Raw genomic sequence first — 25,535 nt, forward strand, 5'->3', positions numbered from 1 at the left:
CTGAAAAATAAGAAACACTACAAAAGAGCTGCTATAGAGATTTTTATTAAAATTTAGCTCAAAATTAATTAAAAGTTTATGCAAAAAAAAAGTTGTTGATTTGTGGTTTAATGATAGTTAAGGTATGCTTATTGTATAGCTAGAGAGGTAGTATGCCGAGTTTTTTTGATAAGCAATTTAGTGAACAGGTAAAAGCAGCGATAGATAGAAATGATCCTAAGTTACTGCAGATATTATTGAGCACTAAATATTGTCAATTATGGGAAGATTGGCTTACTCACTCCATACTTTCTTATAAAGTTATTGGAATAACTCAAACTTTAAAATATCAACTGCCTATTAATATAATTGCTGCACAAAAACAAGTTTTAGACAAAAACTTCGGCCGTCTTATACACGGCAGGTTACCGACCAGAAGTAACATTGCACAGCCTGATGAACTTTTAGATGTAAGAGCAAGTAATTATGATGTAGAAAAAGTAAATAAAGAATTAGAAAATGTGGAGCGGGAAATACTAGAAAGATATAAGGGTTTTAAGCATGAAACTGTAGAAAATAAATATCAAGTATTCAACGTGCAAGACATGTTTGATCCAGCAGGAAGATTTGTTTACTCTTATGATGGCGATGATTATACAGAAGGAAATAAGTGTTTAAAGGAAATTACTGAAGCGTTTAAGAGCAATCTTGCTTTGCAGCCAGTATTAAAGTTAGATGTATCCGATCATTATAATAAAGTATATGGTGATATGTATGCAAAGATTACTCAAGAATATCAGTTGAGAATTAGAAATGGTCAGGCAATTCGTCTTTTATATGAAGGTAATGAATCACTAGTAAAAAAGCTTGATGGTTTAAGGGATGGTGATGATAAATTAAGGTCGATATTAACCAGTATTAGTAAAGAAGTAGTGAATGGAATACGTAATGGTGAATTTATTGAGGAAGTTTATGATAAACTAATTGATAACGTACTCAATGCTGCAATTGAGGAAGGACATCATCCTTTATATCAAGAATGCAACAACACGGAAGGAGATAAGGAGCAAAAGATTAGAATAATAAAAGAAAGAATAAAGGAACAGGTCAAGAAAAACAATAGGCATGAACTTTTGAAAGAGTATATGGAATATGCTGCTGATAAAGATCAACCTAGTATGCATATCATAAGTGTGTTGATAGTCAATGGTGCATCTTTATTAGCAAGTTGTGTTATAGATCCGAGCACAAATCAATCAATTACAATAAAGGAGAGGTTGCAAGGATTGGGGGGAGAATATAAAGCTCTAATAGATAAATCGATTTTTACAGTAATGAGAAAGGTTCATAAATTGCTATTTAATTTTTCGATTATAGGAAAGGAAGAAGTAGATTTACTTAAACTAGTATCAGAAACTCCTTCTGAGGACGGGTCTTTTGTAAAAAGTGGGGAGAAGGTGCCATTACTAAATGAGATAGGTGGTCAGGGTGAAAGAGAGTTTATGAGTCTATTGAAAACTTGCGTAGAAAATATTAATACTCGTAATACTTCATTTTTCGGTTCAATTGTAGAATTCTTTGTAGGCAAAGCTGAGCCATCTGAAAAAGATCGTGAAGAGGCATATGCTAAACTTTATGAGTGTATTGAGGTTGGTTACTTAGCAATAAGAACAGGATGTGATAGAGTAATAGTGGATTATATAAGTGAGATAGAAGAGGAAGCAAGAAAATCTAACAATCCATATCTGAAGAAGTTGTATAAGAACTTTCTTACGCTTTTATATGATTATAATGACCTGCCTAAATCAATGTATATTGCTAGGTTTTGTAGATATATTTCCCGTACAATAACCTGGAGTCCAGCATGGGAGGGAATATTAACAGGACCTGATTACCGTACAGATGTAGGAGAATGGTCAAAAAACAAGTTTGAAGAGGTAGAAAAAGCAGAGAGGCATGAAGAGAGTGTAAGACTAGCAGAGTCGGGAGCTAGGGAGAGAGCACTAGAGCAAAGTATTGAACAGTCAGATCAAGCGAGACAAAGGGCAGAGCAAAGGGCAGAACAAGAAGCTCAAAGGTCAGCTAAACTTGAAGAGATGTTGAGAAGAATGGGAGTCGATCTAGGCACTGCTTTGGATGATGTGAACGTAAGCCAAGGTGCAAGTGCAGGAATTGGAAGAAATTAATGGAACCAATTTTTCCTGAATATACATTTGGTAGTGTTAGTTTACCTTTATGGCAAAACAATATAGTTAGACGTTTTTCTGAACATAGAAAATATCGGGTACTTTTGTGGGAGTTTGGTCCTACTTTATTTGAGCACTTATGCAAACAAAAGGGTTTTGATTCTAAGGTACTACTACAAAAGAATAAAGATGGTGAGGTATCAAAAAACGAATGCCTGATGTTACTTGAAGCGTTTGGTGAAATGAAAGTGTATTGGTGGTGGCCATGGAGTAAGAAAATAAAAGATGTTGAGCTGACTAAAGAACAGTGGGAAAGGGCAATAAATTACGATAGTTACTCTTTTTTGCAGAGGTTAGTGCTTAGTGTATTTACAAATGTGATAGTACATCAATGGCATATTGTTCAATATGGATATATTTATAATTATCAACAGCTAACAAAGGAGGGATGTATGCTAAATGTAGGAAAAAAAGTATTAGGAGGAGTAGCTACAGCGTTAGGAGTAGAAAATACGACATTAGGGGCAGGAGTAACAATGGGTATAGCAGGGATAATAGCTGCAGGTTCTTCTTATCTTACTGGTAGACATACTGCAGAAGTAGGAACGCTAGCAATAGCAGATAAGTTTAGTAGTCTGATTAGGACAGTTATTTTAAGTAATAACATTGATAATGATTCTAATGCCACTTTAAATGAAGCACTGGAATCATTTGAATTAAAATGGTTACTAATGAATCTTGATATAAGCCTGAAAGATGTAGAAGCGGGTAAAAAGAGTAAAGAAGAACACAATAGATATGCTAAGGATAGAATTAATGATGTTAAGAGACTGTCATTAAAGTATCATCCAGATGTACAAGCAGGTATGCAAAATGCAAATAGTATGCAACAGAGAATTAATGCAATACTGAAAGCACTAAATAATGTACATGATTATGTAATGAAAGAAAAGCAAGGGTATGGTTACATATATAGATTATTTGGAGAAATTTCAGTCAATCTAATTAATAGCGGTCAAGATTTATTTAAGATAATCAATATAGCTGCATGTAATAAGTTGCATTATATAGCGTATTGGGAAGAAGGAAGGTTAATGGAATCAAGGAATCAATATTTGGAAGAAGTAAGAGAACACTATATAAAGCCATTAAAAAATAACTTAGGTTTTGTGAAAAAGATACTTAATAAGGAAATGTCTATAAGAGAAGCAAGAAACATTCTTGACTCAACAAAAGGGATAAGAAAGAAATTTGAACAACGTAATGAAGAGTATCAAAAATTCTATGAAGAGATTTGGATAGAAAATCTAAAATCGTTAAGTAAGGAATGTAAAAATTCTAAAGAGTTGGAGATAATAAAATTGGAAGTGGGTAAGTTATTAAAAGAGGGTGAAGCACAATACAAAATATTGAAGAGTCACAAAAAAGATAAAGTACAACCTGATGAAGTATTTGTAGAGCCAATATTGGAGTATTCTGATTTAATAAATTCATACTACAAATTGATAGTAAAATTGTGTGAGAATATAGAAAATTGTTTCCGTTGGGATAATAGTGATTTTTTTGAGCAACAGAAATTTGTGTTAGGAGCAGATGAAACTGAATTTACTGAAATAAGTAAGGAGTATATAAAAAAGCTCTCGTGTCAGGAATTATTCAAATTTGCAAACCTTATGGTAAATTACTATTACAATAAGGAAAATGGCAAAGGGATACAAGATGTAGTAGGTCAGTATTACAACGGTGGCAATCCAAAAAGGAGAGAAATAGGAAGTATATCAGTTTTTGCGCTAAATCAGTTAACAGATTTGCTTGAAAAAAAGTTTGAGAAAAAAGAAACCTTTTTTGAAAAAGAGAAAAAAAGAACAAAAAAAGCAATAGAAGAATCAAACGATATAAGGAGGCACATAGAAGAAATAGAAGTTAGAATTAGAGCATTAGAGCAAAGTAGAGGACAGTCAATTCAGGCAAGACAAAGGGCAGAGCAAACGGCAGAACAAGAAGCTCAAAAGGCAACAAAATTTGAAGAAATATTAAGAAGAATGGGGGTAGATCCAGAAACTGTTTTAGATGATGTGAATGTAAGCCAAGGTGCAAGTGCAGGAATTGGGAAAGGTAGTGGGGCTGGTGTATAAGTTTTTTGAGTAGTTTTTTCAAGTATGCAAGAGAGAGCGCTAGGTAGGAGATAGAAGCTTTTTTATTGGTAGCATGTTTTCAAAAAGTTCTCTCATTTAGCATCACAAAAAATTCAATTATTGACTCTTTCTAAAATTACAAAAAAGATCGTATATTTGTGAGAACAAGCCGCGTAAAAATAAGGTTATAAAAATAGAAGATTTAAATTATTTCCATAAGCTTAGGCAAAACAGTTCGTATGTGGATGTGGATAAAATCGGCTAATATGGCTAGTTTTAGCGTATAGCAAAGTCAGAATATAAAAAAGTTCGTATGGTACACATGGTAGACCATCCCATCCCAAAACAAAAAGCTCTCACGTTCCTTGATTTTGAGCACTGGAAATGGCTATATTATTTAAGCTATTAGTAAAATACGTTGTTAGATTAATACTAATTTTCTTAAGGAGGAATTTAAGGCAAACTCATAATGAAAACAGAATTTGAAGGTAAAGAAAAATCCCGTACCGAGCTTCTTAAGAGACTTTTGCCTAAAACTACTTTGGGTTAGAAAATTTTCTACAATAATGATTGACAAGTTTTAAAGATAGAATACTATACTTAAAATGTAATTGATAATCTAATTAATTAAGGTAGTGGCTATGTTGCGCTCAGATATTCCAGAAGCTTTGTTTTCATCCATTAGAGAAGATGATCCCTATAGAGCATCTAAGCTTTTTCAAATTGAACGCTGGTGCTATACAAATTGGCGTCTACACCAAAAAAGTGGACAGAAAGGATGTAATTTTCTTGCACAAGTGTTGTCTGGTGAGGATTGTTGGAAAAAAGTAGACAATTTACACGGAGTTAAGCTTGATAGGCAAATGGTAGGTAAAAAATTGATTGTGCAAAATTCAAATAATCCTTTTAGTACTGATAAAAGATATGAGATTGCCTGTCGTTATTGCCTGGAAGAAGATATTATTGCTCTATTTGAAGAGAGAAAAAATAAACTATCAGCTCAAGGTAAGAGCAGTCTGTTGGAGTATGGTCACTTAGTTAAGCCTCTAGGAGGCAACCTTTTAATAGTTTTTTGGTCACATTTTGTTAGTGGTTACATCTCTAAACTAAATTTAGATGGCTGTCATCCATATGAGTACGGGCTTAAATGTGCTATGAGTTTTAAGCAAGAGCAGGCAGTGGAATTTTTCTGGAATAAAATAAAGTTATTACCTGAAAATGAAATGAACGCACAGAAAAAGGATGAGATCTTGATGAAAACAGCGGTATATGCAGCAGGTAGTCGTTGTAATAGTTATCCTGAAATATTCGAATTTTGTTTTAGCCAGATAAATCCTGATAGATATCCAGAATTTCTAAAAAGAGACTTAGCTGAAAATGGTTATTATGGTAGTTTAGATACGCTACAGAGTGCACTTCGCTTTGATCAATTCCAAAAATTGTTTGACTGCTTAGGGCCAAGTGATGTCTCAGAAGACAATTATAATATCTGGTTAGACATGGAAATCAAAAAACATTCAGAGCCTTATGTAAGCGAAAGTGTAAAGCTTTTTATGCATATGTGGACAAAGGAAGGATGGCTTTGTTGCATAGCACTGATAGGCATGTAAATCACAATGAACTTACGCAGCTAATTTAAATTTAGCCATACCAATATCAGTAAATTTGTTCAGTAAGTAGCACTTAATTAACAGCTCTTTTTCACGATTTACCTCTGATTTATTTTTCAAGCCAAACCCAAATATTTGCTTCAACCTATAGAAAAAGACTTCAATATAAGACCGTGCTCCATACTTAACTTTTTTCTTCCATTCATTAATACCATCTTCATAATTCTCATATGACCTAATTCTACTAATATACTTGTTTCTTTCTGATAAGTAGTCAGCTAAACAAATTTTAGTATCCTTCCTAGGGCGAATAATAGGCACAATATTGTATTTTCTGCATTCTTTATACACACTTTTTATATCATAAGCCGCATCTGCTCGAATAGAACAAATGTTATATTTATCACTGACTTCTTCTAACATATCGCAGACCGGCAAATAGTCTACAGCAACACCACTAGTGTAGTTCATGCTTATTGCTTTCTTATCATTTATGTTTAAAATAACATGTAATTTTCTTACTTGACCATAACCACTGTATTTTCTTTTTCGAATATTAAGCTTACTATGCCCACCGTTATTATTGTAGATACTAACTCTAGTGCTATCTACGGCAATTTCAACATTTTCCAGATCATCTTTATTGCTTCTATGGTCATCAATCTTCAAATTAAGCTTTTTAAATCTTCTGGAAGCTTGTGTATAGCTGATAATCTTAAGTTTTTTGCCTATTTGTACCATATAACCTTTTACAAAACCTACAGCTTGTCTCAAGCCAATTCTAAAAAGATGAACTATTATGTGTATTAAAATTACAACTTTATCACTATAAGTGTTATTGCCACCTGCAACTTTTGGACTATTTTCATACCAATTTTCTATGGCTTGATTAACAAAATGAAAAACATTTCCTCTTTTTTTTAGAAACTCATTATATTCTCTTTGGTTACTTACTCTCATTTTTTGTGGCATAAGTTATACTTGTTTGAAAAATGCCTATTTTACAACAAAATGCGTTAGTAACCATAAGCTTTTCTCCTTACAATAACCTCAACCAACACTAGCTATGCAACAAAGCCAGGAAGGATTTGATAGTCATCGTGCTTTAGTGATAAGAGAGGAACTAGAGGATAAATCCCCTCTTTTCTGTACAAATTTATTAACACCTTTAGTAGAAAAGGGCTATATGGAGCCAATATGGGCAATATTAGATAAGGCTAATCCTGATCAAATCAAAGAATTTATGGATTCTAGACAAGCAGAGTATATACGATCTGTGTTAGAGAAAAGAGACATTGATTCATTAAATAAATTTTTATCATACGGTAAGTCTACAGCTGAAGAGCTTACTAGCTTAACTGAGGTTAAATTAAGCAAAGCATGTGAGCAATTAGGTTTGGGTAATTGAGAAGTATTATAAGGCAATTCTATAAAGCAGGTGGTGGTTTCTTGTTACTACTTTAGCTTCTGTCAAAAAGATGTTGCATTATAATACAAATGTTATATACATAAGCCAGCATATGGGTAAAAATAGCTTTTATTATTGATATCTCTGATTGTTATATAATAAGCTTGGTATAGGTAACCGTTCACGGAATATTCCCAATTAGGCAGGAATAGCGACTAAATTCTGTAGTTTCTGGACAGGATTCTGATCATTCAAACGTGCAGTCAAAAATATCGAAAGCATTCTTTCAATGAACTTTTCTCCACGTTCTGACCAAGTGAAAAAACTATTTTTACGATAAATGACGTACCGTCTAGCCTGACGTTCTGCAAGGTTATTGGTTGTCTCGATCAGATCAGGATTGCGCACGAATCTCCACATCATATCTTCAGAACGTAGTATATTGGCAGCCATTCTCGAGGCCTGAGTTCCTTTTGCAACCCTTGTTATCTCTCGCAAAAAATGTTTCACCCTTTTTCGAATCTTCCTCATTAACCGGAAAAATCTTAAATTGTCTATCAGGTTTTGTTTACGTGCTCTATCTACCACAAATACCCTGTTGCTCAGCGATTTTAATGCTGCGCCAATTCTGCTCACTTCAACATTTTTACTGTAAAAAAACCTTTCAAAGTCCCTTGCTAAATGGGCCCAGCATATCTGTCTGTTTTCACGATTAAAGTAATTATACGCAGCATACCTATCGCTTATAACTATTCCATCATACTCTGGCAATAGCCCTTTTAATATCTTCTTTCCGCGAGATCCAACTAACTTCATAAGTGTTGCTGTTTTATTCGTTACTACCCAACTCCAACCTTTCTTTCCCTGGTTCCTATGGCTTGTTTCATCTATATGTAAATACTTGCTTTTCCGTAGCTCTTCTCTTATTTTTTCGTATTCAGATATACATTTTTCTGATACTCTACCCTCGGTCTTTGATACCAAACCTAGGCTTATATTCAGATTAAATATGCTGCTCAAAATTTGCTGTACTTCCCTTTTTGAATTGATAAAAAATCCACTAAAACTGCTAATTACTGCTTTTGCATTAGCTCCTAAAAGATCCCTTGTCACACCTTCAGGCAGACTAGCTGAGATCCTTTTCTTACACGCCTTACAGTAGCCTTTTTGTAGCCTATATTCAGTCACTATCGGTTTAATTTTTGGCAATTCAACCTTTTGATGCACAGTTTCTTCTTCTAAAATAACTTGGCTTCCACACATGCAAATTGTATCAATTGAACATTTTACCACCTCATCTGCTACCATCAATTCCCGCTTGTGCGCTTCATGTCCTGGCTGCCCGCCTGGTTTTTTATCGCTCTTCTTTTTTGTCTTTTTGCGATATACATCTTGCGATGGTGGCAGCGATGAATTTTTTGAATTTAAACCCAGCTTATCCTCTAGCTCAATTATTTTTGTCCTTAACTTATCATTCTCTGCTTTCAGAGTACCAACTTCTGACTCCAATACCACAATCTTTTCTTGTAGCACCTCTATCATCAACCCCTCATCTATCTAGTTTATTGTTTTTTATACTAATTATGCAATTTTTGTAAACTACTTTCTTATACCGTGAATGGACAAAGTTGATAAGCCTAAACGCCATCATGTCTTTAGGAGAGTCTGCTAATGAAGGCTCTTAAGTTGACGCCATTGCGTGAACGGTTACTACAGCACGTAGCTTTGATATAGAAGTTTGGGTAACGTTATGATAGTAATTTATATAATTCTTTGTGCAATCTTTATAGCTGTTTTAGACAGTTCATTAGACTCTTAATTATGGGGTATGTTTAACTTAAGAAAGGTTTTCATAAATGTTAAAGTGAGTAAGTTGTAAGTATTTATGTTTTTTTCCTGAGTTGTAAAATTTCAGAATGAGAGAGACCGGTAATTTGAGCTATAACATCTATAGGGACACCGGCCTTGAGTGAATTTTTTGCAACTTCAATTTTACCTTCAATTTTACCTTCAATTTTACCTTCAATTTTACCTTCAATTTTACCTTCAATTTTACCTTCAATTTTACCTTCAATTTTACCTTTTTCATGGCCGATTTGGATGCCTTCTTGTCTACCTTTTTCTTGACCTACCCTAAGACCCTCATCAAATTTTTGAGCTAAAGCAGCTACTTCATCCATTATGCGTTTCTTCATTTGTTCATATGCTAGTAACTCTTCTTCTGACCAATTAAACTTATTCATCTCTTCATAAGCTCGTTTTATTATTACGTCACTACCAACTATTTTATCTAGGTCCTCTTCGCTTGTTTCTGCTGCATATCGGAAAAAATAACACCATTTTTCTACTATATTTTCTAATTGATCTTCCTTCGTCTTTGTAAATTTTGGTAATTCTATGAATACGAAGTAAAAATCCTTTAAGTCATGTTCAAAGCTATTTTGATCTAAAATGACATGATTAGATTTGTACTCAGCCTTATCTGGAAAAATAATACAATCAGCAACAGCAATAAAGATAATTTCCTTGAGGTTATGATACTCATCACCCTGATCAGCTTGACTTGAGTAGGCTTTGGCAGCATAATATTGAGCACGCTTTTCGAAGCCTTTGGTCTTAGTAAACTGCATTTCTATGATGTATCTTGAACCTTGAGAGTCTTTACAAAGAACATCGACAATACTCTGCTTTTTAGCGGCAATTTCAGGGTCCAAAATGGTAGCTAAGAATTCAACATCGTGAATAGCAGCTAAACCAGTAAAACCTAAAATATCGTTCAAGAAATGAATGAGAATATCTTTATTCTTCTCGGTGCCAAATATTCTTTTAAAGGCATAATCATTGCGTGCATCAAGAAATTTAGAAAAAGCCATGATAAATTAACCTAAAAAGCATTAATAATTATACACAATTGTGAAGAAATATTCAACTAAAATTGAAGCATAGAAGTTTTTGTATATCTTTATTTGGTAGTATTAACCTGTATAATATCTATTTCTGTATGTCAAATATCTCCATAAAATACCAGATAGCACAAAAAGTAAGGAGCTGGAGGTTAAAGCGAGGTTATACTCAAAAAGATTTAGCGGGAAAAATCGGCGTAACGTATCAAATAGTACTACAATATGAAAAAGGAATACGTAAAATTTCGATTGAAAAGTTATATGCTATAGCAAAAGTGCTATCGGTTGATATTATAGACCTAATTCCTGTATCAAATGAGAAAGCCTGCTTTAAAAATGAAGAACTAAATCTAATAAGAGAATATAAAAAGATTAACGGTCAGGAGTTACGTAGGATGTTTTGTTTACTAACCAAATTTATCCAAGTCAGTGAAAAAAGTAGTAGGAAAGCAGAGAAAGTAAAAATTGCAAAGGGTTTGGTTAAAGAAGGAATTTCTGTTGATATCGTTGCAAAAACAATTGGTCTCTCTGCTGATGAATGTGTTGAAGAAAAAGGAGGTTCTATTTACTGCCAAATAGGAAAGAAGATAAAAGAATGGAGACTAGTGAGAGAGTATACTCAGAAGGATTTAGCAGAGAAAATGGTTACAACACGTGATGAAATAAGCAATTATGAACAAGGAAGGACTGCTGTTCCACTTGATAAATTATATGGAATAGCAAAGGTGTTATCAATTAATATCATGGACCTACTTGAACTAACAGGAGATGAGATAGAAAATGAGCTACCTGATTTAATAAAAGAATACAAAAAAATTGAGAGTCAAGAATTACGCTATGCGCTAATAAAATCTCTGTTTGAAAGCATACAAATTTGCAAAGAAAAAGTGAAAAGAGCAGAAAAGATGAAAATTGCAAAGGATTTAGTGAAAGGAGGAATTTCTATTGATATTATTTTGCAAGCGGTAGGCCTCTCTTTAGACGAAATTCAACAAGTTTAAAATAAAAAAATCACCATATATTAATATCTTCACCTATTCATGAAAAAATAAGTAAAAAAGATTGAAAAATTGATTTGACTTCACTCGAAAGCTATGGCTCTATGCCAATGCTGATAAAAAACAGCAGTAAATATTTAAAAAAAGTTTGTTGTTAGTGAAGGGTAAATTATATGAATAAAAGTAAAGAAGAAATCGAATTCAGAATATTAGAAAGCAAAGGCAAAGCACTACTTGATCGTGAAATAATGGAAACATTTTTAAGTGCAGTACATGAAAGGCCACAAGCTCAAGAAATTGCTAAAAATCTGGTGAATACTTATGCAGGAGTAGGAAGGATTTTAGGTCGAGAAATGGATGACCTGAAAGTCATAGAAGGAGTAACTGATTCTGCAGTAGCAATGATTATGTGCGTTAAGGAAACACTAGAAAGGGTACTGAGAGAAAAGCTCAAAAGTGAGCCAATAATGGACTTACAAGGGCTAGTAGAGTACTTAAACGTAAGTATAGGCCACTCAGAAAGGGAATGTGTAAAAATACTGTACTTGAATAAAAGGCGTCAACTAATTGGAGAAGAATCCTATATTGGTGAAATGGAAAAAGCACCAGTATACATAAAGGAAATTACAAGAAAAGCATTAATAAAGAATGCAACATTAGTAATAATGTCACACAACCACCCTGGGGGAAGTTTAGAACCTTCAGAAGAAGATCAAGCAGTAACAAAGAGCTTAGCAGCAGCATGTAGTACTGTAAGCATAAAATTGTTTGACCATATTATCATCACAAGTGGAGGCTATTTCAGCTTTCGAGAAAACGGATTGTTATAGTAGAAAGTATTTGTAAATCTACTCACTATAATTTATAATGAGTAATAGAATGTATAATAATAAAGTTTATTGTACGCTTAAAAAGTATTTTTAATAGTGAGGATAATATGGGTAATAAAATAATTGTACCTTTTGATGATAAGAAAGGAGGTACTTACGAATTAAACGTTGACCTTGATAAGTTATCAAAAGGTGAGATGTTAAATGCTATTATAGGAATTGGTCATGTTAACCAGCAGTCCACCTTTGTAAGCAAAACCAATAAGGCTAAAAAACCTGGAGAAGTGCCCTTCCCTAATAGAGACGTTCAAATCAACTACGGAAAAGGGCTTGATTACATATATGGCACAAAACCTATAAGTGATCAAGAAGATAAAAATCCATTTACCTCTGCCTTGCAAAAAATAAAGCCAAGTATAAGCGAAAGCGAAAAATTGAGCTGGTTTAAAAGTGCTGTGGTAAGAGCAAAAAGTTTAAAAGAGATGAATAAAATTATAGATGAAGTAATAGATGATGGAGCAAGGCTAAATGCATGTAATGATGGGGAATGGAGTTTTGCAGCAGTTGTGTTAAAAGTCAATAGAAAAATTGATGTAGCTGTGAATAAGTACTTAAAATTTGTGTGGGCGTACTTATTCACAGCTATGCTATTGCTATATAGAAGCAGTTTTAGGGCTATACTCCTCAGTAAACAGTCTACCGTCTCTTACTAAAGAGTTAGCAAGGATAAGTAATTTTCTCATTGCAGCAGTAGAGGTAACTTTATATGGTTTTTTATATTGATTGTATAGCCTATCAAAGAAGATTTTTATATAAGAATTGTACCTTTGCGCACTAAGAATGCACATATGTAAAACCTTTCTAATTTGTGATCTACCACCCTGAATACACCTTTTTCCCTTACTAAAACCACTATCTCGATTAAAAGGTGCAACTCCGGAAAGGCTGGATATTTCTTTATGTTGGAGAGTTCCAAGCTCGGGTAGATAACAAATAAAAGTAATAGCTGTTATTGCACCTACACCAGGTATACTAGTTATTGACATGTACTTTTTTTTAAGCTCTTGATTTTTATCGACTAATTCCATTACCTCATCTTCTAAGACTTGAATTTGATTTTGTAAAACTGCAAGTAGCTCTTCCATTTGTTTGATTATAGATAAATCGGTTACTTGATGAGCTTGGGTTTTTTGTATTTTTGCTATTTCTACTAGTTGATTCCTGCGAGATAATTTTTGCTTCAAACAGTCAATACTACTAACTTTTAAAGGAGTGACACGCATGTCTGTATTACTAACATAACGTGAGATGATGCTACAGTCTATTTTATCAGTTTTAGTAGCAATACCAAGGCTTTTTGCATAATCTCTCACCCATCTTGGTTGAATGACATATACTTCAAAACCATGGCTTAATAAAGTATAAGCACATAATTTTTCGTACCCACCAGTTGCTTCAAGTCGAACTTTGGTTACGTTATGTAAACGCAAAAAGTCGATTATTTGATCAATAGCTTGAACGTTATTTTCAAATACTTTATGATGTCCAAGTGGATGAATATGGATATCTAGTTTATTTTTGCTAATATCAATGCCAGTAATAATATTTGATAAATTCATAATCCCTCCATAAATAATGTGTATACTGCATTTTCCACCCTTATATACGAGCCTAAAAGCTCAACCAGTTGTTCGGAACTTTCAGTATAATAAACCAGAGAGGAGAACCTTGCTGCAAAACGGTCCTTATGACCAAGAGTATGTACGGTTCCTCCTCTCTGCGTGTCTTTATACCGCCATTTCGTGACATTTATAAAGACTTGTTTTTAACATATAAGAGTATGTAATAAAAGAATTACAGCAAATTTACCCCAAGGTGTTACAAGAGATCTTCTAGGGTCTAATGCTACAACGATCATAAGCAGCCTTAGTGGCTTTTTTATTAACTCAAAAAGAGAAGTACAACAGATTTTAAGCAGTATATTTAACCTCAATATAAGCCTTGGTTTAGTCTCAAATACTGAACGCAGGGTATCAAAGAAGTGTGCATCTGAATATGAGAGAATGAAGGAAGAGTTGCAAGGAAGCGAATATTTGCATATAGACGAAACAGGACACAAAAATCAAGGAAAGAGAGGCTGGAGTTGGGTAATAACGAACAAAGCGTTGACACTGCTGAAGGTAACTGAGTCTCGTGGTAAGAAGGTGTTGAAGAGTTTACTGCCAGAATATGATGGAATAGTTGTGAGCGATAGATACGCCGTATACAATTACTTCAATCGTGAAAATAGACAGATATGTTGGGCACATTTGGCAAGAGATTTTGAGAGATTTGCCCATAGTAAAAATGTTGAAGTAAGCAAAATTGGCCAAGCACTAAAATCGCTCAGCAATAAGGTGTTTGTAGTAGATAAGGCAAAAAAACAAAATTTGATAGATAATTTGAGATTTTATCGACTGATGCGAAAAATTCGGAAAAGGGTAAAACATTTTTTGCGTAAAATGACGAGGGTTGTAAATAGCACTCAAGCTTCAAGAATGGCCGCTAAGATGTTACGGTCTGAGGATATGATGTGGAAGTTTTTAAGAAAACCTGAAGTGATAGAAACAACCAACAACCTTGCAGAACGGCAAATTAGACGGTACGTAATTTATCGTAAAAACAGCTTTTTCACCTGGTCAGAACGTGGGGAAAGATTTGTGGAAAGAATGTTGTCGATATTTTTGACATCACGTCTAAATGGCCAAAACCCCTTTCAAAAGCTACAGAATCTAGTAGCTGTCACTGCTTAGTTCTTTATTCATTCTCACAATCCGTGAACGGTTACCTTCAGGTTTTCTTAAAAACTTCCACATCATATCCTCAGACCGTAACATCTTAGCGGCCATTCTTGAAGCTTGAGTGCTATTTACAACCCTCGTCATTTTACGCAAAAAATGTTTTACCCTTTTCCGAATTTTTCGCATCAGTCGATAAAATCTCAAATTATCTATCAAATTTTGTTTTTTTGCCTTATCTACTACAAACACCTTATTGCTGAGCGATTTTAGTGCTTGGCCAATTTTGCTTACTTCAACATTTTTACTATGGGCAAATCTCTCAAAATCTCTTGCCAAATGTGCCCAACATATCTGTCTATTTTCACGATTGAAGTAATTGTATACGGCGTATCTATCGCTCACAACTATTCCATCATATTCTGGCAGTAAACTCTTCAACACCTTCTTACCACGAGACTCAGTTACCTTCAGCAGTGTCAACGCTTTGTTCGTTATTACCCAACTCCAGCCTCTCTTTCCTTGATTTTTGTGTCCTGTTTCGTCTATATGCAAATATTCGCTTCCTTGCAACTCTTCCTTCATTCTCTCATATTCAGATGCACACTTCTTTGATACCCTGCGTTCAGTATTTGAGACTAAACCAAGGCTTATATTGAGGTTAAATATACTGCTTAAAATCTGTTGTACTTCTCTTTTTGAGTTAATAAAAAAGCCACTAAGGCTGCTTATGATCGTTGTAGCATTAGACCCTAGAAGATCTCTTGTAACACCTTGGGGTAAATTTGCTGTAATTCTTTTATTACATACTCTACAACGTCCTCTTTGCAACCTGTACTCAGTCACAATTGGCTTAATTTCTGGTAATTCTACCTTCTGATGAACAATTTCATCTTCTAAAATGACCTTACTTCCACACATACAAATCTTATCAATTATGCAGCTCACTACCTCGTCTGCAGCCATTAATTCACGCTTATGCGCCTTATGTCCTGGCTGACCTCCTGGGTTTTTATTACTCTTCTTTTTTCCTTTCTTACGATATATATCTCGTGATGGTGGCAGCGATGAATTTTGCGAATTTAAGCCCAATTTGTCTTCTAATTCAACTATTTTTGCTTTCAAGCTGTCATTTTCTCTGATCAGCGCTTTTATTTCTTCCTTGAGATTAGCGTTTTCTGCTACAATCTTTCCTTGTAGCGCTGTTGTCATTTACCCATTCCATATTTAGCTTCCTATTTCTTTGTAACCGTTCACGCAATGGCGTCAACTTAAGAGCCTTCATTAGCAGACTCTCCTAAAGACATGATGGCGTTTAGGCTTATCAACTTTGTCCATTCACGGTATAAGAAAGTAGTTTACAAAAATTGCATAATTAGTATAAAAAACAATAAACTAGATAGATGAGGGGTTGATGATAGAGGTGCTACAAGAAAAGATTGTGGTATTGGAGTCAGAAGTTGGTACTCTGAAAGCAGAGAATGATAAGTTAAGGACAAAAATAATTGAGCTAGAGGATAAGCTGGGTTTAAATTCAAAAAATTCATCGCTGCCACCATCGCAAGATGTATATCGCAAAAAGACAAAAAAGAAGAGCGATAAAAAACCAGGCGGGCAGCCAGGACATGAAGCGCACAAGCGGGAATTGATGGTAGCAGATGAGGTGGTAAAATGTTCAATTGATACAATTTGCATGTGTGGAAGCCAAGTTATTTTAGAAGAAGAAACTGTGCATCAAAAGGTTGAATTGCCAAAAATTAAACCGATAGTGACTGAATATAGGCTACAAAAAGGCTACTGTAAGGCGTGTAAGAAAAGGATCTCAGCTAGTCTGCCTGAAGGTGTGACAAGGGATCTTTTAGGAGCTAATGCAAAAGCAGTAATTAGCAGTTTTAGTGGATTTTTTATCAATTCAAAAAGGGAAGTACAGCAAATTTTGAGCAGCATATTTAATCTGAATATAAGCCTAGGTTTGGTATCAAAGACCGAGGGTAGAGTATCAGAAAAATGTATATCTGAATACGAAAAAATAAGAGAAGAGCTACGGAAAAGCAAGTATTTACATATAGATGAAACAAGCCATAGGAACCAGGGAAAGAAAGGTTGGAGTTGGGTAGTAACGAATAAAACAGCAACACTTATGAAGTTAGTTGGATCTCGCGGAAAGAAGATATTAAAAGGGCTATTGCCAGAGTATGATGGAATAGTTATAAGCGATAGGTATGCTGCGTATAATTACTTTAATCGTGAAAACAGACAGATATGCTGGGCCCATTTAGCAAGGGACTTTGAAAGGTTTTTTTACAGTAAAAATGTTGAAGTGAGCAGAATTGGCGCAGCATTAAAATCGCTGAGCAACAGGGTATTTGTGGTAGATAGAGCACGTAAACAAAACCTGATAGACAATTTAAGATTTTTCCGGTTAATGAGGAAGATTCGAAAAAGGGTGAAACATTTTTTGCGAGAGATAACAAGGGTTGCAAAAGGAACTCAGGCCTCGAGAATGGCTGCCAATATACTACGTTCTGAAGATATGATGTGGAGATTCGTGCGCAATCCTGATCTGATCGAGACAACCAATAACCTTGCAGAACGTCAGGCTAGACGGTACGTCATTTATCGTAAAAATAGTTTTTTCACTTGGTCAGAACGTGGAGAAAAGTTCATTGAAAGAATGCTTTCGATATTTTTGACTGCACGTTTGAATGATCAGAATCCTGTCCAGAAACTACAGAATTTAGTCGCTATTCCTGCCTAATTGGGAATATTCCGTGAACGGTTACATTTCTTTACACTTTTATATTTACTTTGTAAATCACCTTATCTCCGTGAACGGTTACGAAAATTCTTTAAACATCAAAAAAGGCAATACTCTAAACTTCAGCACACAACTCCAGGAAATAGTACATGTCGAGCAATCTATAGCCCCTTTTGAATCTGAGAGTGTACTTGAAAATCCATAAACATTAAGTAAACTTTTTAAATAAAATAGTTTCTTTTTCAACTTACTAAATAAACTTCTCCCATCATTGCTGTGTAACAAATCATATACAAAGCTATGGTCTACTTACAAGCAGTGCCTTCTGTTGATGAGATGCTTTTTCTATCTTTAACTCATCCATACTACAGCTTGGCAAGCTTGAATAGCATAAGGAATCTTTTTGTTCTTGCGTTTGTTTTGCCAAGGCCTTATTTCTATAAAGTAAGGGTTGAAAATGATCATGGCCTCCATTTATCATATGTAGGACACTATTGTGACTATAATCTATCTTACCTGCTTTTGATCCTGAGCTATCTATTAACTGATGCAAGAACGGATCTTGTTGCTTATCAATAGTGTGCAATCGGTTACTCTCTGCAACATGCAATTTCACACCATACTTACCACAAAGTACTCTGCCCTCGATATCGGAACGTCCCCAAAATTCATTCTTTCCAATGCTATTGATATATTGGTCACACGTAATTCCACGATTTACGAACTTACCTTCAACCTCATCAAAGTCATTGCGAACTTTACTTATAAACCACTCTGGAGGATTGTCTTGCGCAAACCTCTTACACTCATTCCTTAACTGCCCTACAGTGACTTTGATTCCCTTCTGTTGTTCTAGACTTTGTCTGAATGAATCAAAAAAACAGCTTCCATTATTGATTGCATGCCCTACATAAAAATCATCAGGTATGTTTGATTTTTGCTCTTTATCACATTGTTTTTCTGCCTTTTCAGTAAATTCTTTCTCTAAATTAAAAATCCCATCCCAATTGTATCTACCTTCTAGTCCCAATCTTTTACTCTCTCTTTCTGCCGCGTTAACTAAATCTATTTTAGAAATATTCTCTTTTTCTCCAGATAACCTAGACAGAGTTTTAAAGATATCTATCAGATGAGTTTTTATGTCAAAGCTCTTCTCCTTTTTAACAATACTAGATTCAATATTACGTAAATCTTGTGATAACTTATGCCTTCTAGCAATTTCCTCCATAGAATCCCTTCTTAACTCTTCACGTTCTGTCCATTTGTTGTTAGACTCGCTTATTACTTCAGGATGCATTAATTTTCCAGACCTTTCAAAATATCCCTGTTCAATAGCATAGTAGACATCATAATCACCAAGTGCACAATCCTCGCCTAATTCTTCTTCATGACCTTTGAATTTTTCCAATACTTCCTCTCTATTACTCACTTCTACTATAATTTTGCTTTTATCTTGTACGTCAGGATACAGTCTAACGTCTATATTTCCCAAACTGGTATAGAAAGTTAATACTATATCGCTGCATTCTGTAAGATCTGTGTAATTCCTTATGCCATCTTGGGTTATAATTTCCACCTCACTTTTGCCAATTTTTATTACACTCCTTCCATATCCTTTTTCTCCTTGAGGTATTCCTAAATTCCTTGTTCTATCTGTGATTTTTGCAACATCTATTATACTATCCTCTGAGTATTCTAAGTAAGATACACTGTTATCGATTTTTCCATCACACAGTTGACCACTGGTAGCATCCTTTGCAACTCTAAAAAATTCTTCAGCATAATTAATGTACTCTACATGAGCCTTGATTACATTAGCTTTATGATCTTTAAACTCTCGTTCTATTGTATCAATGACTTTTAAACTATCTGAGTTTTTTAACTTTGCTCCTCTCGATATTAATGCACATACTATATCACTGGCAATTCCATAGCTTCCTTCTAACTTAGCAATTTTTTCTAGTACGTGATCTGCAAAGTAATAATCTTTGTCTTTAGCAAAATTTAATCTCATTCCAGAAGCTATAATCTCATTTACAACTTCCTGTAGTTCAATCATGCTTTTAGCTTTTACTACCTTACTCAAAAATTTATTTAGCTTAGCAAGTTGATTTGTTTGATACATCTCTGATAAGAGACTATCACATTTTTCACAATTATCTTGCTTATTACCTACAAAGTCAGTTGCTCCTGCTTTTAAGAGTAAAGCTTTTACATCAGGAAATTGACAAAACGGCCAAATTGAACTATCACCCTTAACATTTAAAACTATCTTTAAATCTTGGTTATTTTTATGTTTATCTAAAAACTTTTTCAGATCTTCAACACCTGGACCATAAGGATTATCCCAATCTTCATCAGAATCTGTAGCTTTAACCATTTTACGTAGTTGGTCTCTTAACTTTTTTTGGTTGTCAGTTAAAAAACACTCTATAATATTGTTGCTATCAATTGCAATTTGCAGTGGGGTTTTTCCATTGTTATTTTTTATGTTTAAATCAGCTCCTTTGCTTATGAGTAAATCCATAACCTTTCTGCTATAATCATTACAATTAGCAGCATAATAGTGTAAAGGTGTATTACCTTTTTTATCTTGTATATTTGGATCAGTTTTTGCATCTAAGAGATACTTTAGACCTTCATACTCACTGGAATAAATAGCAGTATCATGCAAAAGTGTTTTACCTTTATTATCCTGCATATTTAGATCAGCACCAGCTTTGAGAAGAGGATGAATGGCTTCATCGTGTGCGACAAACACATTCAATACTGTTGTTCCTAGATGCCCTCTTTTTAGATTAAGAACGTACTTCAGGTCTTTATTTTTCTCGTTACTTTCTAAAAATTGCTTAAGATTTGAAAATGAGTCATAATTTCCCATATTAAAATCTTTTATAATACTATTGAGTAATTTTTGATTTAACTCTTTTTGACTCTCTTCCAGTTTTAAGTTAGGTGCATGAATAAGCCACTCATCTATTAAATCCTCTAAGTATTTTTTATCATCTATCAAACTTCTATCAGCCCAAAATAAATCTCGCTTAATGAATTCATAATAACTATCTACTGGTAATTCAGTTGCTTCTGTTTTTGGGCTACCTATTTCTGAACACTCTTGTCCAGTACTTGATTTCCATTTTGATTCTTGCTCAAAAGAACTATAATAACCCTCATCTAATAACTCGTCTTTTTTATGCATTCCTCTCTGGTTGCACTCACATCTATCATAGTCAATTTCCGTTTGAGTAAGTCTATCTACCTTAGTATTTGTCTTACTGGACTCCTCTGATGACGATCTTCCAGGTTGATGTTGTTGAAGTTTAAATTTTAAATCTTTGTTTCCTTTTTGTAATATGTTCAACTCTCTAATCGAATCTTGATTTTCTAATTTACTTTGATTCAACAGACTCCTTATATGAGTAGGTTCCTCGCTTTTTGGTGAATCTTTATTATTATCTGGTGATAATTCCTTTACTAAATTCTCCAGATACTTTTTCTCGCTTGTTAACCAATTTATCAAATCCACACTTTGCTCTAATCTTTCCTGTAGCTGTTCATTTAATGTATCTGTGAACTGAATTTTGCTTTCTTTATCCTTTAATTCATTCTGTAAGCGGTTAATTGTAGAATTATCAATAGAATCGTCATCTTGCAGGTATTCATATAACATCTCTACTGCTTCTTGCTGATATTCATCTGACTTCTTTATCTTTTGTTCTAATCTTTTATTTTCTTCATGGATTTTATATAGCTCTTCTCTCAGTTTTTCTATTGTGACTTTACCATCTTTTAGTTCTCTTTCTGTGTTATTTAACTGGAGTAAAAAACTATCCCCTTCTAGTTCTAGTTTTTTATTCAATTTCGTTAGTTCTATATTTGTATTATTTATATGATTATTAACTTGCAGATCCTCATTTAACCTCTTTACCTGTTGTTCTAACTTTTTGTTTTTTTCATAGGCTTCAAGTATCCTTTCTTCGAGTTTCTCTTCCATTTCTTTTCGTAAGTTATTCAACTCTGATAAAATATTGTCTCTATCTGAATTTATTATTGCACACCATTCCTCTAGTTCTGCGTTTTTCTTCTTCAAGAGTAAGTTTTGGCTCTCCATGCTAGATCCTATATTTTGCTTTTTGAAATCCTCTATAGCACTCCTCAATTCTATGTTTTCTTTTTTTAGCCTACTTATTATTAGTTGAATTTCTCTGTTTTCTTTTGGCATTTCACTAAATTGTTTAAATGGCAACTCTAATGGTGCTTTCTTTTGTGAAAGTTGATTACAATTACCTTTTACATTATTCAATTCCTTCTCTTGTTGGAATAACTCCTCTTTATTATTTTCTAAAACCTCTATAGTAGTTTTCAGTACTGAACTTTCTATTTCATTTTCATTTAACTCAACCTTTTTCCCTATTTTAATTTGACTTTCCTGTTCAATTTTCCTTCCTCTGTCTTCTAATTTATTTTCAAGCTTATCTAGCGTTGTCTGATTAACCCTATTATATGACAAATTGAGTGCAGTTAGATGAGGAAGGTTAACTAGTGCTTTTGCTCCCTCATCGCCAATTTCATTGTTCCATAAATAAAGTTCAGTAAGATTTTGAAGATTAGCTAATGCTTTTACCCCTTCATTACTAACCTTATTATACGGTAAATAAAGTACAGTAAGTTTTTTGAGACTAGTTAGTGCTTTTGCACCTTTATCGCTAATTTGATTATCTGCTAAGTTAAGAAAAACAAGATTTTGAAGGTTAGCTAATGCTTCTGCTCCTTCATCACCAACATCGTTTCGTGATAAGTCAAGCTCAGTAACATTTTGAAGTTTAGTTAATGCTTTTACGCCTTTACTACTAATACGATTGGACGGTAATTTAAGTTTGGTAAGACTTGTAGAGTCAGATAGTGCTTCTACACCTTCATTGCTAATGTCATTGTTTGACAAACTAAGCTCAGTAAGACTCGTGACGTTAGCCAATGCTTTTACACCTTCGTTGCCAATTTCACTATTTTCCAAGGAAAGCCTTGTAACATGAATATTTGCCTGTAAGAAACTTACTAATTTGCCTATATTTACTGTTACTCCATCTAGTGTTAAAATGTTATTTTTAATATAAAGGTTGAAATCCATTTTATTTACCTTACAACAGTGTAGTATATAAAATATTACATAATAATAATTGCTATTGCTAGTATAATGTTAGATACTGACTTGATAACATAATGTGTGAGATGTGTGGTCCAATATTCTGATAGGATCAAACGATTATAAATCATTCAGCAGGACTATAAACGTTCAAATGTACAAGGTCTAGTGTATTTTCTTTTCTAAAAAAGTTGTGTGTATGGTTAATCTTGAACTATGAGAAATTTACACATCTTAGAGCCTGTACGCGATCTCTGAATACGGTAAGATGAGGTATAGTTGATATGAGGTAAACTATGAGGAATACATATCCAAGTGACATAAGTTGTGAAAAATTCGAAAAGATTAGACTAATTTTAGAAAGCGTGCGAAAGAAAACAAAGCCAAGAAGGCTGGATTTATATGAGTTATTTTGCGGTGTGCTTTATGTGCTAAAAAGTGGCTGTCAATGGCGAATGCTGCCAAAAGAGTTTCCAAAATGGCGCAATTGTTATGACTATTTTAAAAAATGGAGTGAAAAACCAAACGGAAATAAAGAAAGTATTTTGGAGCGTGTGTTAAAAAAAATAATTGGCGTGGTCCGACAAAACAATGGTCGGAAAGAAAAAACTAGCTTCTGCATAATTGATGCTCAAAGTGTTAAAAATACAGATACTGCTGAAGAAAAAGGCTATGATGCAGGTAAAAAGATTTCAGGAATAAAACGCCATATAGCAGTTGATACTCAAGGTTTACCACATGCAATTTATGTAACAACTGCAGGAACAACTGATCGCAGCAGTGCTGTGAAGATGGTCGATAATGCAAAAGAAAACCTCTCTGGAGTAAAAAATATACTGGTTGATGCAGGCTATACAGGAGAGAATTTTGCAATTCAGATAAAAGATATTATTGGTGCAACTGTTGAAGTAGTAAAGCGGAGCGAATTACACACCTTTGCTGTATTGCCGAAAAGATGGGTTGTTGAGAGATCTTTTGCTTGGTTAGAAAAATGTAGAAGATTGTGGAAAAATTGTGAGCGAAAACTCAATACCAGCCTACAAATGGTTGGTCTGGCTTTCACTGCTTTGCTTCTGAAAAGATTATGAACAGGCTCTTAGAGGAATACCATGACAACCAGTGTGGGAACAAATTGTTTTGTTTACTGTTTATTTTTTTAAATCGTAAAACAGTGCGCATGTTTGTGAGAAAAAGCAGCATAAAATAAGATTATAAAAATAGAAGATTTAAATTATTTCCATAAGCTTAGGCAAAACAGTTCATATGTAGATATGGATGAGATGGGCTAATGTGGCTAGTTTTAGCGTATAATGAAATCGTAACCGTTCACGGAATATTCCCAATTAGGCAGGAATAGCGACTAAATTCTGTAGTTTCTGGACAGGATTCTGATCATTCAAACGTGCAGTCAAAAATATCGAAAGCATTCTTTCAATGAACTTTTCTCCACGTTCTGACCAAGTGAAAAAACTATTTTTACGATAAATGACGTACCGTCTAGCCTGACGTTCTGCAAGGTTATTGGTTGTCTCGATCAGATCAGGATTGCGCACGAATCTCCACATCATATCTTCAGAACGTAGTATATTGGCAGCCATTCTCGAGGCCTGAGTTCCTTTTGCAACCCTTGTTATCTCTCGCAAAAAATGTTTCACCCTTTTTCGAATCTTCCTCATTAACCGGAAAAATCTTAAATTGTCTATCAGGTTTTGTTTACGTGCTCTATCTACCACAAATACCCTGTTGCTCAGCGATTTTAATGCTGCGCCAATTCTGCTCACTTCAACATTTTTACTGTAAAAAAACCTTTCAAAGTCCCTTGCTAAATGGGCCCAGCATATCTGTCTGTTTTCACGATTAAAGTAATTATACGCAGCATACCTATCGCTTATAACTATTCCATCATACTCTGGCAATAGCCCTTTTAATATCTTCTTTCCGCGAGATCCAACTAACTTCATAAGTGTTGCTGTTTTATTCGTTACTACCCAACTCCAACCTTTCTTTCCCTGGTTCCTATGGCTTGTTTCATCTATATGTAAATACTTGCTTTTCCGTAGCTCTTCTCTTATTTTTTCGTATTCAGATATACATTTTTCTGATACTCTACCCTCGGTCTTTGATACCAAACCTAGGCTTATATTCAGATTAAATATGCTGCTCAAAATTTGCTGTACTTCCCTTTTTGAATTGATAAAAAATCCACTAAAACTGCTAATTACTGCTTTTGCATTAGCTCCTAAAAGATCCCTTGTCACACCTTCAGGCAGACTAGCTGAGATCCTTTTCTTACACGCCTTACAGTAGCCTTTTTGTAGCCTATATTCAGTCACTATCGGTTTAATTTTTGGCAATTCAACCTTTTGATGCACAGTTTCTTCTTCTAAAATAACTTGGCTTCCACACATGCAAATTGTATCAATTGAACATTTTACCACCTCATCTGCTACCATCAATTCCCGCTTGTGCGCTTCATGTCCTGGCTGCCCGCCTGGTTTTTTATCGCTCTTCTTTTTTGTCTTTTTGCGATATACATCTTGCGATGGTGGCAGCGATGAATTTTTTGAATTTAAACCCAGCTTATCCTCTAGCTCAATTATTTTTGTCCTTAACTTATCATTCTCTGCTTTCAGAGTACCAACTTCTGACTCCAATACCACAATCTTTTCTTGTAGCACCTCTATCATCAACCCCTCATCTATCTAGTTTATTGTTTTTTATACTAATTATGCAATTTTTGTAAACTACTTTCTTATACCGTGAATGGACAAAGTTGATAAGCCTAAACGCCATCATGTCTTTAGGAGA

Annotated in this window: 16 protein-coding genes and 1 pseudogene; 10 read left to right on the top strand and 7 right to left on the bottom strand. The window is 34.2% G+C overall.

The genetic code is table 11. The features are described 5' to 3' along the window. Positions 1-152 precede the first annotated feature (152 nt). The 3 genes from OPR58_RS07165 (at position 153) to OPR58_RS07175 (ending at position 5,910) form a co-directional block, all read left to right on the top strand. A complete protein-coding gene (locus OPR58_RS07165; protein ID WP_265022348.1) occupies positions 153-2,165 on the top strand; it encodes a hypothetical protein in 2,013 nt (670 codons plus the stop codon). Then, positions 2,165-4,300, top strand: a complete 2,136-nt coding sequence (locus tag OPR58_RS07170; protein WP_264377839.1) for a hypothetical protein — start codon at positions 2,165-2,167, stop codon at positions 4,298-4,300. The genes OPR58_RS07165 and OPR58_RS07170 overlap by 1 nt, the downstream gene beginning before the upstream one ends. An 863-nt stretch (positions 4,301-5,163) precedes the next feature. After that, positions 5,164-5,910, top strand: coding sequence for a hypothetical protein (locus tag OPR58_RS07175; RefSeq protein WP_265022349.1), 747 nt, complete (start codon positions 5,164-5,166; stop codon positions 5,908-5,910). Positions 5,911-5,922: 12 nt separating this feature from the next. On the opposite strand, the gene OPR58_RS07180 is transcribed toward OPR58_RS07175, so the two are convergent. After that, positions 5,923-6,882: an IS5 family transposase gene (locus tag OPR58_RS07180; protein WP_265022212.1), complete on the bottom strand. Its 960-nt coding sequence runs from the start codon at positions 6,880-6,882 to the stop codon at positions 5,923-5,925. Between the two features lie 94 nt (positions 6,883-6,976). Between OPR58_RS07180 and OPR58_RS07185 the strand changes: the two genes are divergently transcribed. Further along, complete coding sequence (locus OPR58_RS07185; protein WP_265022350.1) at positions 6,977-7,318, top strand: hypothetical protein; 342 nt, start codon at positions 6,977-6,979, stop codon at positions 7,316-7,318. A 198-nt stretch (positions 7,319-7,516) separates the two neighbouring features. Here the strand turns inward: OPR58_RS07185 and tnpC (OPR58_RS07190) are convergent, their stop codons facing one another. After that, complete coding sequence (gene tnpC / locus OPR58_RS07190) at positions 7,517-8,860, bottom strand: IS66 family transposase (RefSeq protein ID WP_265022247.1); 1,344 nt, start codon at positions 8,858-8,860, stop codon at positions 7,517-7,519. Positions 8,861-9,201: 341 nt separating this feature from the next. Further along, entirely contained in the window at positions 9,202-10,191 is a 990-nt protein-coding gene (locus tag OPR58_RS07195; protein WP_265022351.1) for an Rpn family recombination-promoting nuclease/putative transposase, read from the bottom strand. 128 nt (positions 10,192-10,319) lie between these two features. Between OPR58_RS07195 and wmk the strand changes: the two genes are divergently transcribed. The 3 genes and pseudogenes from wmk to OPR58_RS07210 all read left to right on the top strand — a co-directional run. Next, positions 10,320-11,222: a WO male-killing family protein Wmk gene (wmk, locus tag OPR58_RS07200; protein ID WP_265022352.1), complete on the top strand. Its 903-nt coding sequence runs from the start codon at positions 10,320-10,322 to the stop codon at positions 11,220-11,222. A 170-nt stretch (positions 11,223-11,392) separates the two neighbouring features. Then, positions 11,393-12,049: a JAB domain-containing protein gene (locus OPR58_RS07205; protein WP_265022353.1), complete on the top strand. Its 657-nt coding sequence runs from the start codon at positions 11,393-11,395 to the stop codon at positions 12,047-12,049. Between the two features lie 107 nt (positions 12,050-12,156). Next, positions 12,157-12,621, top strand: a pseudogene (locus tag OPR58_RS07210) (hypothetical protein); the annotation flags it as partial. Positions 12,622-12,702: 81 nt separating this feature from the next. Here the strand turns inward: OPR58_RS07210 and OPR58_RS07215 are convergent. Beyond that, the gene (locus OPR58_RS07215; RefSeq protein WP_265022277.1) at positions 12,703-13,668 is read right to left on the bottom strand and encodes an IS110 family RNA-guided transposase; all 966 of its coding nucleotides are present in this window, start codon (positions 13,666-13,668) and stop codon (positions 12,703-12,705) included. Positions 13,669-13,902: 234 nt separating this feature from the next. Here OPR58_RS07215 and tnpC (OPR58_RS07220) point away from each other — a divergent pair, with 234 nt between their 5' ends. Next, positions 13,903-14,841 carry an IS66 family transposase gene (gene tnpC, locus OPR58_RS07220; protein WP_265023182.1) on the top strand — a complete coding sequence of 313 codons (939 nt, stop codon included), beginning with the start codon at positions 13,903-13,905 and terminating at the stop codon, positions 14,839-14,841. Here the strand turns inward: tnpC (OPR58_RS07220) and tnpC (OPR58_RS07225) are convergent. Continuing rightward, positions 14,821-16,038 carry an IS66 family transposase gene (tnpC, locus tag OPR58_RS07225; protein WP_265022354.1) on the bottom strand — a complete coding sequence of 406 codons (1,218 nt, stop codon included), beginning with the start codon at positions 16,036-16,038 and terminating at the stop codon, positions 14,821-14,823. The genes tnpC (OPR58_RS07220) and tnpC (OPR58_RS07225) overlap by 21 nt on opposite strands. A 202-nt stretch (positions 16,039-16,240) precedes the next feature. Between tnpC (OPR58_RS07225) and tnpC (OPR58_RS07230) the strand changes: the two genes are divergently transcribed. Next, entirely contained in the window at positions 16,241-17,584 is a 1,344-nt protein-coding gene (gene tnpC / locus OPR58_RS07230; RefSeq protein WP_265022247.1) for an IS66 family transposase, read from the top strand. A gap of 298 nt (positions 17,585-17,882) precedes the next feature. Here the strand turns inward: tnpC (OPR58_RS07230) and OPR58_RS07235 are convergent, their stop codons facing one another. Next, on the bottom strand, positions 17,883-22,712 hold the full coding sequence (locus OPR58_RS07235; RefSeq protein WP_265022355.1) for an ankyrin repeat domain-containing protein: 4,830 nt from the start codon (positions 22,710-22,712) through the stop codon (positions 17,883-17,885). A 311-nt stretch (positions 22,713-23,023) separates the two neighbouring features. Between OPR58_RS07235 and OPR58_RS07240 the strand changes: the two genes are divergently transcribed. After that, complete coding sequence (locus tag OPR58_RS07240; protein ID WP_265022356.1) at positions 23,024-23,815, top strand: IS5 family transposase; 792 nt, start codon at positions 23,024-23,026, stop codon at positions 23,813-23,815. Between the two features lie 255 nt (positions 23,816-24,070). Here the strand turns inward: OPR58_RS07240 and tnpC (OPR58_RS07245) are convergent, their stop codons facing one another. Then, the gene (gene tnpC, locus OPR58_RS07245) at positions 24,071-25,414 is read right to left on the bottom strand and encodes an IS66 family transposase (RefSeq protein WP_265022247.1); all 1,344 of its coding nucleotides are present in this window, start codon (positions 25,412-25,414) and stop codon (positions 24,071-24,073) included. Between the last annotated feature and the right edge of the window lie 121 nt (positions 25,415-25,535).

This window comes from Wolbachia endosymbiont (group B) of Ischnura elegans, from assembly GCF_947251585.1.
Taxonomy (GTDB): Bacteria; Pseudomonadota; Alphaproteobacteria; order Rickettsiales; family Anaplasmataceae; genus Wolbachia.

Excerpts from the sequence above, each read along its gene's own strand:
- OPR58_RS07165 (WP_265022348.1), top strand. The coding sequence starts at position 153 with ATGCCGAGTTTTTTTGATAAGCAATTTAGTGAACAGGTAAAAGCAGCG.
- OPR58_RS07170 (WP_264377839.1), top strand. The coding sequence starts at position 2,165 with ATGGAACCAATTTTTCCTGAATATACATTTGGTAGTGTTAGTTTACCT.
- OPR58_RS07175 (WP_265022349.1), top strand. The coding sequence starts at position 5,164 with ATGGTAGGTAAAAAATTGATTGTGCAAAATTCAAATAATCCTTTTAGT.
- OPR58_RS07180 (WP_265022212.1), bottom strand. The coding sequence starts at position 6,882 with ATGCCACAAAAAATGAGAGTAAGTAACCAAAGAGAATATAATGAGTTT.
- OPR58_RS07185 (WP_265022350.1), top strand. The coding sequence starts at position 6,977 with ATGCAACAAAGCCAGGAAGGATTTGATAGTCATCGTGCTTTAGTGATA.
- tnpC (WP_265022247.1), bottom strand. The coding sequence starts at position 8,860 with ATGATAGAGGTGCTACAAGAAAAGATTGTGGTATTGGAGTCAGAAGTT.
- OPR58_RS07195 (WP_265022351.1), bottom strand. The coding sequence starts at position 10,191 with ATGGCTTTTTCTAAATTTCTTGATGCACGCAATGATTATGCCTTTAAA.
- wmk (WP_265022352.1), top strand. The coding sequence starts at position 10,320 with ATGTCAAATATCTCCATAAAATACCAGATAGCACAAAAAGTAAGGAGC.
- OPR58_RS07205 (WP_265022353.1), top strand. The coding sequence starts at position 11,393 with ATGAATAAAAGTAAAGAAGAAATCGAATTCAGAATATTAGAAAGCAAA.
- OPR58_RS07215 (WP_265022277.1), bottom strand. The coding sequence starts at position 13,668 with ATGAATTTATCAAATATTATTACTGGCATTGATATTAGCAAAAATAAA.
- tnpC (WP_265022354.1), bottom strand. The coding sequence starts at position 16,038 with ATGACAACAGCGCTACAAGGAAAGATTGTAGCAGAAAACGCTAATCTC.
- tnpC (WP_265022247.1), top strand. The coding sequence starts at position 16,241 with ATGATAGAGGTGCTACAAGAAAAGATTGTGGTATTGGAGTCAGAAGTT.
- OPR58_RS07235 (WP_265022355.1), bottom strand. The coding sequence starts at position 22,712 with ATGGATTTCAACCTTTATATTAAAAATAACATTTTAACACTAGATGGA.
- OPR58_RS07240 (WP_265022356.1), top strand. The coding sequence starts at position 23,024 with ATGAGGAATACATATCCAAGTGACATAAGTTGTGAAAAATTCGAAAAG.
- tnpC (WP_265022247.1), bottom strand. The coding sequence starts at position 25,414 with ATGATAGAGGTGCTACAAGAAAAGATTGTGGTATTGGAGTCAGAAGTT.